At 62.3% G+C, this 12,594-nt stretch carries 14 protein-coding genes; 8 read left to right on the plus strand and 6 right to left on the minus strand.

From position 1 onward, the window contains the following. Positions 1–6 precede the first annotated feature (6 nt). The 3 genes from AC56QX_RS28105 to cysS form a co-directional block, all read right to left on the minus strand. Positions 7–393 (minus strand): VOC family protein, encoded by a 387-nt coding sequence (locus AC56QX_RS28105; RefSeq protein ID WP_497111728.1) that lies wholly within the window; start codon positions 391–393, stop codon positions 7–9. After that, a complete protein-coding gene (locus AC56QX_RS28110; protein ID WP_497111729.1) occupies positions 390–797 on the minus strand; it encodes an endonuclease domain-containing protein in 408 nt (135 codons plus the stop codon). Before AC56QX_RS28110 ends, AC56QX_RS28105 begins: the two co-directional genes overlap by 4 nt. A 277-nt stretch (positions 798–1,074) precedes the next feature. Further along, positions 1,075–2,508 carry a cysteine--tRNA ligase gene (gene cysS, locus AC56QX_RS28115; RefSeq protein ID WP_497111730.1) on the minus strand — a complete coding sequence of 478 codons (1,434 nt, stop codon included), beginning with the start codon at positions 2,506–2,508 and terminating at the stop codon, positions 1,075–1,077. A gap of 417 nt (positions 2,509–2,925) precedes the next feature. Here cysS and AC56QX_RS28120 point away from each other — a divergent pair, with 417 nt between their 5' ends. Next, the gene (locus AC56QX_RS28120; RefSeq protein WP_497111732.1) at positions 2,926–3,081 is read left to right on the plus strand and encodes a hypothetical protein; all 156 of its coding nucleotides are present in this window, start codon (positions 2,926–2,928) and stop codon (positions 3,079–3,081) included. Positions 3,082–3,209: 128 nt separating this feature from the next. Here AC56QX_RS28120 and AC56QX_RS28125 read toward each other — a convergent pair whose 3' ends face one another. Next, positions 3,210–3,971 carry an SOS response-associated peptidase gene (locus AC56QX_RS28125; RefSeq protein WP_497111734.1) on the minus strand — a complete coding sequence of 254 codons (762 nt, stop codon included), beginning with the start codon at positions 3,969–3,971 and terminating at the stop codon, positions 3,210–3,212. A 126-nt stretch (positions 3,972–4,097) separates the two neighbouring features. On the opposite strand from AC56QX_RS28125, the gene AC56QX_RS28130 reads away from it, so the two are divergent. The 4 genes from AC56QX_RS28130 to AC56QX_RS28145 all read left to right on the plus strand — a co-directional run bounded on the left by AC56QX_RS28130 (position 4,098) and on the right by AC56QX_RS28145 (position 6,460). Further along, positions 4,098–4,532: an NUDIX hydrolase gene (locus AC56QX_RS28130; protein ID WP_497111735.1), complete on the plus strand. Its 435-nt coding sequence runs from the start codon at positions 4,098–4,100 to the stop codon at positions 4,530–4,532. 92 nt (positions 4,533–4,624) lie between these two features. After that, the gene (locus tag AC56QX_RS28135) at positions 4,625–5,002 is read left to right on the plus strand and encodes a TIGR02301 family protein (protein WP_497111737.1); all 378 of its coding nucleotides are present in this window, start codon (positions 4,625–4,627) and stop codon (positions 5,000–5,002) included. Positions 5,003–5,355: 353 nt separating this feature from the next. After that, positions 5,356–5,613, plus strand: coding sequence for a hypothetical protein (locus AC56QX_RS28140; protein ID WP_015318556.1), 258 nt, complete (start codon positions 5,356–5,358; stop codon positions 5,611–5,613). 55 nt (positions 5,614–5,668) lie between these two features. Then, positions 5,669–6,460 (plus strand): hypothetical protein, encoded by a 792-nt coding sequence (locus AC56QX_RS28145; protein WP_497111739.1) that lies wholly within the window; start codon positions 5,669–5,671, stop codon positions 6,458–6,460. 31 nt (positions 6,461–6,491) lie between these two features. Here the strand turns inward: AC56QX_RS28145 and AC56QX_RS28150 are convergent, their stop codons facing one another. Further along, the gene (locus AC56QX_RS28150) at positions 6,492–7,823 is read right to left on the minus strand and encodes a dihydroorotase (protein ID WP_497111740.1); all 1,332 of its coding nucleotides are present in this window, start codon (positions 7,821–7,823) and stop codon (positions 6,492–6,494) included. Positions 7,824–7,898: 75 nt separating this feature from the next. Here AC56QX_RS28150 and ygfZ point away from each other — a divergent pair, with 75 nt between their 5' ends. The 3 genes from ygfZ (at position 7,899) to AC56QX_RS28165 (ending at position 11,598) form a co-directional block, all read left to right on the plus strand. Next, on the plus strand, positions 7,899–8,756 hold the full coding sequence (gene ygfZ / locus AC56QX_RS28155) for a CAF17-like 4Fe-4S cluster assembly/insertion protein YgfZ (protein WP_497111741.1): 858 nt from the start codon (positions 7,899–7,901) through the stop codon (positions 8,754–8,756). Then, complete coding sequence (locus AC56QX_RS28160; protein ID WP_497111742.1) at positions 8,756–9,391, plus strand: HD domain-containing protein; 636 nt, start codon at positions 8,756–8,758, stop codon at positions 9,389–9,391. Before ygfZ ends, AC56QX_RS28160 begins: the two co-directional genes overlap by 1 nt. A 65-nt stretch (positions 9,392–9,456) precedes the next feature. Next, positions 9,457–11,598, plus strand: a complete 2,142-nt coding sequence (locus tag AC56QX_RS28165; RefSeq protein ID WP_497111743.1) for a putative bifunctional diguanylate cyclase/phosphodiesterase — start codon at positions 9,457–9,459, stop codon at positions 11,596–11,598. 16 nt (positions 11,599–11,614) lie between these two features. Here the strand turns inward: AC56QX_RS28165 and AC56QX_RS28170 are convergent, their stop codons facing one another. Continuing rightward, the gene (locus AC56QX_RS28170) at positions 11,615–12,505 is read right to left on the minus strand and encodes a fatty acid desaturase family protein (RefSeq protein WP_497111744.1); all 891 of its coding nucleotides are present in this window, start codon (positions 12,503–12,505) and stop codon (positions 11,615–11,617) included. Positions 12,506–12,594 lie beyond the last annotated feature (89 nt).

A 12,594-nucleotide genomic window follows, 5' to 3' on the forward strand; every position in this document is an offset into this window, starting at 1 on the left:
CGCGTCTCACTCCGGATCATGGCAGACGGCCTCGACATTGTTGCCGTCGGGATCGAAGACGAAGGCGCCGTAATAGTTCGGGTGGTAGTGCGGGCGGAGCCCCGGCCCGCCATTGTCCTTGCCGCCGGCGGCAAGCGCCGCGGCATGGAAGGCGTCGACTTCGGCACGGCTACGCGCGGTGAAGGCGACGTGCTGGTGAGCCTTCTGGCCATCCTTACCTTCCTGCAGCCAGAACACCGGCCGATCGCGGCCGTAACCACCGACCTTTTCGCCGCCGGTGTATTCCAGCGGCACCATATAGAGCAGCGAGGCACCAAGCGGCGTCATCGCCTTGTCGTAGAAAGCCTTCGAAGCCTCGAAATCGGCAACGTCGATGCCGAGATGGTCGATCATGGAAATGCCTCCCTTGCTGGTTGGTGTGCTGGCGCTTGGTCACCGGCCAGGCCGGCCTCGATCACGATGTGCTGGCAGACATTGTCGATATCGCGAATGACGTCGTCGTTCCAGAAGCGCAGGATGGTCCAGCCACTCGCCTTCAAATAGACGCTTCGTGCCTCGTCGTACTGCAGATGTTCCGCATCAGCATGCTGGCTGCCATCGACCTCGACAATGAGGCGATGAGCCGAACACGCAAAGTCCACGATATAAGGTCCGACCGGCACCTGTCGCCGAAAGCTCATCCCCATCAGTCGGTGAGCACGCAACTCGTTCCACAGTTTCAACTCTGCATCCGTCATGACGCGACGCATGGATTTGGCGTTTCTGCGCTGACGGGATGGAACGAGGTCGTGCCCCATCAAACACCCCTTTGCCGGTGATTGGCGAAATCGGCGACGAAGGCTAATCTCCCCCCTTGCGGGGGAGATGCCCGGCAGGGCAGAGGGGGTGCTGTCCCGCCGGCCTATCAGCTTGCCACCGCTGCCTTCTCAAGAAATGATTGGAGCGAGGGTGAACAAACGGAAACGTTGGCGTTCCGTCACACCCCCTCTGTCCTGCCGGACATCTCCCCCGCAAGGGGGAGATCGGCCGCCACCAGCGCCTCCGCCAAAATTGCAAAAGTACTCGGCGCCACCCTCACCGCTTCACCTCCCAGGTGGTGATGCGTTCGCCGGTGGCCGGATCCTTGCCGTCCTTCAACTGTACACCTTGTGCCAAAAGGTCGTCGCGGATGCGGTCGGCTTCGGCCCAGTTCTTGGCGGCGATGAGAGCGAGGCGACTGGCGATGGCCTTGGCGACCGCGTCTTCATCCACCTCTGCCGAGGCGATATCGAAGCCAAGGAACAGCAGCGACGCCTTTAGTGCAGCGGCAGCCTCGTTGCCGTCCGCGGCCTCTGCGGCCAACTGTGTCAGCACCTGGAAAGCGGCATAGGTGGCGAGATCATCCGACAAGGCATCGATGACTTCCGCCGGCACCTGCCCGGCCGTCGGCGCCAGGTCCGCCGCGCGTTTCCATTTGCGCAGCGTGTTCTCCGCCTCCTCAAGCTTGCGGACGGAAAAGTCGATCGGCTCGCGATAGTGCGTCATCAGCATCGCCAGCCGCAGAACCTCGCCCGACCAGTTGCGACCGCCGAAGGTCTCGGTCTCCAGCAGTTCGTGGATCGAGTAGAAGTTGCCGAGGCTCTTCGACATCTTCTGGCCCTCGACCTGCAGGAAGCCATTGTGCATCCAGACATTAGCCATAACTGACGTGCCGTGGGCACAACGCGACTGGGCAATCTCGTTCTCGTGGTGCGGGAAGATCAGGTCGAGGCCGCCGCCATGGATGTCGAAGACTTCGCCGAGATAGGCCGCCGACATCGCCGAGCATTCGATGTGCCAGCCCGGCCGGCCCCTGCCCCATGGGCTCTGCCAACCCGGCTCTTCCGGCGACGACAGCTTCCACAGCACGAAATCGCCGGGGTTCCTCTTGTGCGCGTCGACGGCGATGCGGGCGCCGGCCTGCTGCTCGTCGAGATTGCGCTTCGACAATTGCCCGTAATCCGGCATCGACGCGGTGTCGAACAGAACTTCGCCTGCCGCGACATAGGCATGGCCGCGTTGGATCAGGCTTTGAATCAAGGTGATCATGTCGGCCTTGCCGTCGGCGCGGGGTTCGACGAATTCGGTGGCGCGCGGTTCGACCGTCGGCTCCAGGCAGCCGAGTGTAGCCACATCCTTGTGGAACTGGTCGGCGGTCTTTTCGGTCACCCGCCGGATCGCTTCGTTGAGCGAAAGCGTCCCCGAAGCAATCTCGCCACCGAAATCGCGCAGCGCTCGCGCGTTGATCTTGTCGTCGACGTCGGTGATGTTGCGCACGTAGGTAACATGCGTCTGCCCGTAGCGATGACGCAGCAGGCGGAACAGCACGTCGAAGACGATGACCGGCCTGGCATTGCCGATATGGGCGAAGTCGTAGACGGTCGGGCCGCAGACATACATGCGCACGTTCAGCGCATCGATCGGCACGAAATCCTCTTTCGTGCGCGTCAGCGTGTTGTAGAGGCGCAGGCCCTTCGATGCGTCTGACATTCCATGCCTTCCCGGTTCAGAACTTCTTATCTGGATGGAGCCAGCCGCGCGCCGAGGCGCAAATCAGACTCCAGCCTGCTGGCCGGGGCGTTTGTCCAATCTGGGGAAAGATGAGGCGAAAACGTCCGGACCAGCGCGAGGCTAGCCAATAATGCAAATGCCACAAATGGCGAAAGACGTTTTCATGGGCGGCTTTATCGCCTTGGCCAGTGTTGCCGTCAAGCCGCTAATCCCCGGAAAAACGTCGCCAACACGTGCAAACGCGTCGCTCGATCACGCGGAATCAGCCAGTGAAACATTATATTAAACATGTCGGCACAGTCATGAAACATTCGCCGGCTAGATCACCAAGCGTCACGATTTGGTCGGAATCAACGGTCAAACGCGAACACGAAAACGTTACCTGGGAAGAGATACATGCCTCGCAGCAAGCAAGACGCCACTCGCGCCAAGCAACCGGCACTGGCCAGCCACTATCGCGCGATCGGCCCGGCCGCGATCGTCGCCGCGCTTCTCCACACCGCGAAGAAGAACAAGCCGGCACCAAAAATCGTATCGCCCCGCGCTGCCTGAAGCAGTGTGCGGCCGGCGCCAAAGGCACTGGGTATGAGGCGCTCGTATACGCCTCCAGATCGAAACTTCGATCTTTTGTCTGAGCATGACCTTTCCCGAAAACCGGGGCCACTTTTCAGGATCATGCTCTAAAACAGCGTCATCTGGCTGTCGTCTGCGCCAGGCTTCTGGCGCTTGGCCTTCTCGGGCTCCGGCCCGATCTCGCCCCTCACCTGAATTTCCGGACCGGTGTTGGCAACCTTGTTGACGAGGTCGGAGACCGGGATAGCCTCGAAGAAATCGAGTTGCGCCGGCCGCAACAGGTCGGCAACGTCGCGCGGCTCAAGCGTACGGCAATCCAGCCAGCGGGCGAAATCCCTGGGATCAATGACCACCGGCATCCGGTCGTGAATATGGGCGATGTCGGCATTGGCGTTGACCGTCAGGATGGCGCCGGTGTCCATTTCCGAGCCGCCCGGCTCGGCATAGGTCTCGATCAGGCCGGCAAAGGCGACCAACCCGCCATGCCTGGGGCGGATCCAATAAGGTTGCCCCTTTTTGCCCCCGGTCTGCCGCCATTCATAGAAGCCCGACGCCGGCACCAGCGCGCGGCGATGGCGCATGGCGGCCTTGAACGAGGCCTTTTCGATTGCGCCTTCCGAGCGCGCATTGAACAGCAGTGGAAACTCCCTGGTGTCCTTGACCCAGGTGGGAATGAGCCCCCAGCGCACCAGCATCGGCTGCCGGTCGGGCAAATTGGAGCCCGGTGCCCGCGGCGCGCCTGCGGTCGCCACCAGGATCGGCTGCGTCGGCGCGATGTTGTAGCGCGGCGGGAAACCCTCCAGCTCGGCCAAGCCCAGATAGGCAGCGGTCTGATCCGGCGTCGCGGTCAAGGCAAAACGTCCGCACATGGTCGATTGGCGCCCTTCGAATGGTTCGGGTCGAAGGTGGCGATGGAAGCGGCGTTGCGCAACCGCTAAAGCTTCCGCATGCTGGGCGGTCCACAACAGACCCGCCGTCAACCCCGATCGGAAACCATGAACGAACCGCGCAAGACACTTCCGGCCGTCTCGGTGGCCGTCGTGCGTGGTGACACCGTGCTGCTGGTCAAGCGAGCGCGGCAGCCTTCACAGGGGCTGTATGCATTTCCGGGCGGCAAGGTCGAGGCCGGCGAGACCCTGGAGGACGCGGTACGGCGCGAGCTGCTGGAAGAGACCGGCTTGCGTGCCACCGGTTTCCGCGCACTTCGGGAAATCCATATCGACGGCAGGGACGAATTCCATCCAGTCGATTACCGCCTCACGGTCTTCGGCGCTGCCTATACCGGCGGCGAGGCCGTGGCCAGCGACGATGCAGAGACAGCCGCCTTCTACACGCTGCTTGAGATGGCCGCGCTGCCGCTTGCCGGTTCGGTGTTCGCGGTGGCCGAGGAACTCCTTGGTCCGCACTCGAACACTCCGGCGCAGCGCTGAAAAATCGCCTTGCAGACGACAAATTGTTTCGCCACAAAGGCTTACACTGTCTGGCCAGCCATAACGGCCTAGCTGTTAGGCAGAGAAGCCTTATGAACCGTCCGTCGATACTCCTCGCCATTTGCCTTGCCGTCAGCGCGGCCGTCCCGGCGCGGCCGGCGTTCAGTGCCGAGTCGCCGTTCGAGCCGGGGCTGATGCGGCTGGCGGAGGTGCTGGGGTCGCTGCATTTCCTGCGCAATCTGTGCGGCGAGAAGGGCGACCAGTGGCGTGGCGAGATGGAAAAACTGCTCGATTCGGAAAATCCGGATCCGGAGCGCCGCGCCCGCTTCATTGCCAGCTTCAACCGCGGCTACCGCTCGTTCGGCGGCACATACACCCAGTGCACCGCCTCGGCCACCGAGGCCATCAGCCGTTACATGAAGGAAGGCGAGACGCTGTCGCGCGACATCGCCTCGCGCTACGGCAACTAGGCAATCCATCAACAGATATCCGGGCCGTCGCCAGGCATATCGGACAAATCGGCTTGTAGCAGTCGATGTCTTGGTGCAATCCTGATGTTGCACTTCTGCAACAACGTTAATGAAACGTTAGCGCACGAATGCGGAATTAACTCAAACTGAAGGTTTTCACCCCGCAGGCCGGCCTAATCGGCTAAGTTTGATCCGGGTTGAAACGCAGCTTCGCCAAACACAGCCGTCTCCTGTAAAAGACGATCAAAAAAATGTCGTATTTACAGATACTTACTTCGACGCTGCGCGCAAACGGAACAGATCAAGCCTGATCCGCACTGGCGGATCGTCGCTTGAAAGGGTGGACATCGCTTATGGAACATGCTGCCAACGACATCGATGCCCTGGTCAGGGAAGAAAAGCGCCTGACCGCGGTGGAGAGCCACAGCGAAGCCTGGGCGGAAGGCCTTTCGGCCGGCATCGAGCCCGAAATCATTGCCGAAGCGGCGCTTGAAACCGCGTTTGGTGAAATGCTGCGCGCCAACGGCGAGACCTCTGCCCTTGCCCTGCTCGACCGCATGCGCGAGAAGGTCATTGCTGGCGCCTTCGAACCCGAGCGGCTGCGCCACTGAACCGACATCCGGTTCTTTGACGATCAGGTGCCCGGGAGCCAAGGAGATACGGGCAGTGAACTTTCCGATGTCAGGCAGGCCGAAGGGTCTGGTCCTTTACATCCGCCTCGCTGCTTGCTGTGCCGCGATTGCCTTTGTGACGTGCCTTGCAAGCAGCCCGGCCTATGCGCTGAGCGAGATCAAACGCGAAGAGCTTCCCGCCCCTGCCACACCGTCGACGGATGACGACCTTTCACCGCCCGGCGGCGCGATTCCTATGCCTGACCCGGTGGGAACCCCGCCTTCGACCGGCCAGCAGCCGGCCGCTCCGGACGCGGCGGAGCCCGACAGTCCAGCGGATGGCGGCACCAACAGGCCGCGTGTCGATCCCGAAGCGCCCTTGCCGGAAGTCGTCTACGACCTCGGCAAACTGCCCGAGCCCGTGCGGCGCATGCATGATCTGATTATCGAAGCCTGCAAGAGCGGCGACATCGAAAAGCTGAGGCCCCTGATCGGCAAGGGCGACAGCATGACCCAGCTGTCGCTGGCCGATATCGACGGCGACGCCATCGCCTTCCTCAAGGGGCTGTCCGGCGACCCAGACGGCCAGGAGATCCTGGCCATACTGGAAGAGGTGCTCAGCGCCGGCTATGTCCATGTCGACGCCGGAACGCCGCAGGAACTCTATGTCTGGCCGTATTTCTTCGCCCTGCCGCTGGACAAGCTCGACGCCAAGCAGCGGGTCGAACTGTTCAAGATCGTCACCGCCGGCGATTTCGACGACATGAAGCAGTTCGGCGCCTATATTTTCTATCGCGTCGGCATCACGCCTGCCGGGCAGTGGACATTTTTCGTCGCCGGGGATTGAGCGGCTTACCCTCCACAAGCGAGTACGGAGGCTAAACCGGCAGCGCCTCGGAAAACTCCACCGCCCTGCCCTGGCCAGGCATGACGATTTCGCCTTCCCACATGATTCGTCGCCCGCGAATGACCGTGCCGACCGGCCACCCGGTCACTTCCTTGCCGTCATAGGGCGTCCAGCCTGCCTTCGAGCCGGCCTGCGCATTGGTGATGGTCTCGCGCCGCTTCATGTCGACAATGGTGAAGTCGGCATCGTAGCCGGCGGCGATGCGGCCTTTTCTGGCCATGCCGAAAATGCGCTGCGGGCCGTGGCTGGACAGGTCGACAAAGCGCTGCAGGGTCAGCCGGCCGAAATTGACGTGGTCGAGCATGATCGGCACCAGCGTCTGCACACCGGTCATGCCCGAGGGCGAGGCCGGGTAGGGTTTTGCCTTTTCGGCCAGTGTATGCGGCGCGTGGTCGGAGCCGAGCACGTCGACAATGCCTTGCTCAATGCCGTGCCAGACGCCGTCGCGATGGCGGGAGGCGCGCACCGGCGGGTTCATCTGGATCAGCGTGCCGAGCCTGGCATAGTCGTCGGCGCTCAGCGTAAGATGGTGCGGCGTCGCCTCGCAGGTCGCGACGTCCTTGTGCTGCTCAAGGAACAAGATTTCCTCGGCGGTCGATATGTGCAGGACGTGGATGCGGGCGCGGGTCTGCCTGGCGATGCGCACAAGCCGCTCGGTGCAGCGCAAGGCGGCGATCTCATCGCGCCAGACCGGATGCGATGACGGGTCGCCCTCGATGCGCTCGCCAAAGCGCTCGCGCAGCCTGAATTCGTCTTCCGAATGGAAAGCGGCACGGCGGCGCGTGTTTCGCAGGATAGAGGCGACGCCTTCGTCGTCCTCGACCAGCAGGTCGCCGGTGGACGAGCCCATGAAAACCTTTATTCCCGCAGCACCCGGCAACCGCTCGAGCTCGCCGACATCCCTGGCGTTGTCACGGGTACCGCCGACCCAGAACGCGAAATCGCAATGCATGCGGCCGCTGCCGCGCCGGACCTTGTCGGCAAGCGTTGCCTCGCTGGTGGTCAACGGGTTGGTGTTGGGCATCTCGAACACCGCGGTGACACCGCCAAGCACCGCAGCCCGCGAGCCCGTTTCGAGATCTTCCTTGTGCTCCAGCCCCGGCTCGCGAAAATGCACCTGGCTGTCGACGACACCGGGCAGGATGTGCAGGCCTCGGCAGTCGATCGTCTCGCCGGCCGAGGCCTGGCGGAGATCGCCTATTGCGGCGATGCGCCCATTCTTCACGCCGATGTCACGCGCCCCCTCGCCGTCATGGTTGACCACTGTGCCGCCTGTCAGGATGAGGTCGTAGGTCATGGCCATGCTCTCTTGCGGGGGGAGTGTCAGCGGCTTACGTAATGGCCAACCGTTTTGCAAGATCAGGCTTTTATCCGCCCCATGCCCTTTGCCCTGCTGAAAGACCGCGCGCTCATCACCGTCTCCGGCCCGGATGCCGAGCACTTTCTGCAAAACATCCTGACCACCGATCTCGATACACTCGGCGAAAGCGAAGCAAAGCCCGGCGCGCTGTTGACGCCGCAAGGCAAGATCTTGTTCGACTTCCTGATCTCGCGTGCCGGTGAAAACGCCTTCCGGCTCGAATGCCGAGCCGACATTTCAGACGATTTCGTTCGCCGGCTGACGCTCTACAAGCTTCGCGCCAAGGTCGAGATTGCCAAGTCGGAACAGACGCTTGTCACTGTCGGGTGGGGAAAAGAGTCAATCGCCTCAGAAAATGATTCAACCGCGCCTGCCGACAGACGCTTTCGCGATGAGAGCGTCACGCGCTCCTATGCCGGCACTGCAGCCGGCGACATCGCCGCGTGGCAGGCCTTCCGCATTGCCCACGGCATTGCCGAAAGCGGTGCCGATTACGCGCTGGGCGACGCCTTCCCGCATGACGTTCTGCTCGACGAGACGGACGGCGTCGGCTTCAGGAAGGGCTGCTATGTCGGCCAGGAAGTCGTCTCGCGCATGCAGCATCGCGGTACGGCTAGGCGGCGCGTGCTGATTGTCCAGGCCGGGCTTCCCCTGCCCGCCTCCGGCACCGAACTCACCGTCGATGGACGACCGGTCGGCACCCTCGGCTCGAACGCCGGCACATCAGGGCTTGCCATTGCCCGTATCGACAGGGTCAAGGCAGCGCTGGACGCCGGCCAGCCGATCCTGGCGGGCGATGTGCCGGTGACGGTGGCCATTCCCGCCTGGGCCAAATTCAATTTTCCTCAAGAAACCGTCAGCGCGGGGGAAGCCTGATGGCGGCGGACCGCACCGGCGCGCCGCCACGCGCCTGGCAGCGCATGCTGTCCGGGCGCCGGCTCGACCTGCTCGACCCCTCGCCGCTCGACATCGAGATTTCGGACATTGCCCATGGGCTCGCCCGCGTCGCCCGTTGGAACGGCCAGACCAGCGGCGAGCATGCGTTTTCGGTCGCCCAGCATTCGCTGCTGGTCGAGTCGCTGTTCAACGACCTTGTGCCCCAGGCTTCGGCCAGCGACCGGCTCGCCGCGCTGCTGCACGATGCGCCTGAATATGTCATCGGCGACATGATCTCGCCGTTCAAGTCGGTGATGGGCGGCAGCTACAAGGACTGCGAATTGCGCCTGCAGCGCGCCATCCATCAGCGCTTCTCGCTGCCGCCAGAACCGGCCGCGGCGTTGCGCAGGGACATCAAGCGCGCCGACCAGATCGCCGCCTATTTCGAGGCGACGCTGCTTGCCGGCTTTTCAACCGCCGAGGCGACCGAATTCTTCGGCCGCCCGCGCGGCTTTTCCGCCGAGCGCTTCGACTTCACACCGCGCTCGGTGACCTGGGCGCAGAATGCCTTCCTGGAACGATTTTCGGCGATCGAGACCTCGCGACACCCAGTTGCGTCGTCGGCGATAGGGTAGAAAACGCTAAATTAACCGGAAACGTCAACAGTGCGGTGTTGGATCAAACACCGCAGGCGCGCCTCATGCCCGTCGTGGATGTCAAGGTTGGTTCGGTCGTCCCGGAGCGGGTGGCCGAAGGCGTGGAGCGCTCTCGCCACATGGAAGACGAGTTGCGCGAACAGAATGAGCGCTTTTCAGCCGCTGTCGAGAACATGTCGCATGGCCTGTGCATGTTCGATGCCGACGAGCGCATGATCATCTGCAACGGCAACTACCTCAACATCTTCTGCCTCGACGCCAAGCTGATACGACCGGGCATCCACTTCATCGACATCCTGCGGCACAGCGTCGACATCGGCATCGCCTCGCAAAGCGCCGACGAGCTCTATGCCATCCGCAAACCCTATATCGACCAGGCGAAACCTTCGACCTACGAAGAAACGCTCTCGGATGGTCGCATCATCAACATCTCGCACCGCCCGCTGGCCCTGGGCGGCTGGGTCTCGATCTATGAGGACATAACCGAACAGCGCCGCGCCGAGCAGGATCTCAAGGAGCAGCATCGCCGTTTCGACGCCGCGCTCGCCAACATGTCGCAAGGCCTGCTGATGTACGACGCCGACGGCAAGATGATCGTGCGCAACCGGCGCTTTCTGGAGCTCTACAATGTCACCGCGGCGGACTTCCCGCTTGGGACGACGCACCGCGACGCGCTCGAAAAATTGCTGGAACTGGGCATCTATACGACGATCGACGTCGACAGCGAAGTCGCCAAGACCGAAGCCTGCCTGGTGGCGGCAAAACCGCATTCGGCCTATCGCTATCTTACCGACGGCAGGACGGTTCTGGTCACACGACGGCCGATGAGCGGCGGCGGCTGGGTGGTGACCTTCGACGACGTTACCGAACGTCGCCGCACCGAAGAGCGCATGACCCATCTTGCGCATCACGACACGCTGACCGGACTGGCCAACCGTTCGATGTTTCGCGAAAGGCTGGACCTGGCGCTGGAGGATGTGGCGGCACCGCCACTGGCAATCTTCTCGCTCGATCTCGATCGCTTCAAGGCGATCAACGACACCTGGGGACATCCTGCCGGCGACTGGCTTTTGAAAAGTGTGGCCGAGAGGCTGCAGCGTTGCCTGCACAATGAAACAGACCTCGTCGCCCGGTTCGGCGGGGACGAGTTCGTCATCATGCAGTTCAATTCCAAGGGCATCGCCGATGCTGAAAAACTGGCCAAGCGAATCGTCGAGGCGATCGCAAAACCGTTTCGCGATAAAAGCCGGGACATGCATGTCGGCATCAGCATGGGCATCGCTATTTTCCCCAGCGATGGCAGGGACGCCGATACGCTGCTGAAAAATGCCGATACGGCGCTCTATCGGGCGAAGAGCGAAGGGCGAAACCTCTATCGCTTCTTCGAACCTGCAATGGACGCCATAGTGCAGGCCCGCCGGGCGCTCGAGGTCGACCTCGAGGCCGCGCTGTCGCGCCAGGAATTGGACCTCGACTACCAGCCCATCATGCACATCGCCTCCGGCGAGATCATCGGCGCGGAGGCCTTGATGCGCTGGCATTCGCCAGCACGAGGTACTGTGGCGCCGGACGCATTCATTCCGGTGGCCGAAGAAACCGGACTGATCGTGCCGTTTGGCGAATGGGCGCTGAGAGAGGCCTGCACGGCGGCGGCAAGCTGGCCTTCCGGCTTGCGCATCGCAGTCAATGTCTCGGCCGTGCAGCTCAAGAGCGGCGGGTTTGCCCGCGACGTCATCTCGGCGCTGGCCTTTTCTGGCGTGCCGGCCGCACAGCTGGAGCTGGAAATCACCGAAACGGTGCTGATGGACGAGAGCAAAACGGTGCTGAAGACGTTGCGACAGCTGCGCGATCTCGGCATCCGCATCGCGCTGGACGATTTCGGCACCGGCTATTCCTCGCTTGGTTACCTCAGGCGTTTTCCGGTCGACAAGATCAAGATCGATCGCTCCTTCATCCGCGACATGGGCAATCGCGACACGGCGGCGATCGTCCGCACCATCATCGGGCTCGGCAATGAGCTTGGCATTGTCGTCACGGCCGAGGGCGTCGAGACCGAGGTGCAACTCGACATGCTGCGCGACAATGGCTGTGTCGAGGCACAGGGTTATCTGATCGGCGTACCCTCGAAGGCGGCGGACATCCAGCGTCTGTTGAAGTCGCGTGCGCTGCACAGCCACACCGGCTGATGGCATCGACGCAAGGTCAGCGCAGCGTTTCCAGGTATTTCTCATGGAAGCTGACATAGCCGGGCTCGACCACCTTCAGATGCCGCTCGATCAGCGCGTGAAACTGCGGCAATTGATGAAACGGCACACCAGGATAGGCATGATGCTCGGCATGGAACGGCATGTTCCACGCCAGCTTGCGCACGACCCAATTGGTCAGCGTGGTTCTTGTGTTCTCCAGCATGTTGGCAACGAACGGACAGCGGCCGTGCTCGGCCAGGAGATAGAGGCGCAGAAAGGGCTGACCGAGCAGAGCGGGGATGATCCAGACATAGAGAAGCACGGTGAGCCGGAAATAGAGGGCGATCAGAATGACGACAGCGTAGAAGGCAATCATGGTGCGCGCCTCGGCCCGCACTTTGGGTCGGCCTTTCGGCGGCACATAGCTTTCCTGTCCGTCGCCAAAGGCATTGGCGTAGAGCGTCTTGAGATGGCCCCACCATAGCGGGATGCCGGAAACATGCACGAGGTACCGCCGCAGCGTTTCCGGTTTGGGAAAGGCCAACTCCGGATCGTTCTCGGGATCCTGGGTGAAGCGATGGTGGGCGAAATGAAAGTAGCGAAACCAGTCGGCCGGCAGCGCCAGCGCCACGCTGCACACCCGCGCCACGACATCGTTCAGCCACTGCGTCTCGAAGGCCGTGCGGTGAACCGTCTCATGCAGCAGCGTGAACAGGAAGACGATCAGGATGCCTTGCGGCAACATCAGCAACGGCCAGAATGGCGCTTTCGCTGCGATCAGCGATCCAAGGATCACGATCGCACCCCAATGGGCGCCGAGCTGAACGAAACCCGCAGCGTCGGACTTGGCGGTCAGGCGATTGCGCTCTTCGGGGGTCAATGATGCGATTATGTCGCGATGGTCCATCGGCTTCGATCCAGGCTGGCGATTTGATGAGCCACTCTAGTCGGTGAAAAAGCTTTCCAAAAACGACGATTCCTGCGATTTGGATAAGC

It is taken from the genome of Mesorhizobium sp. RCAM 06353 (assembly GCF_059683585.1).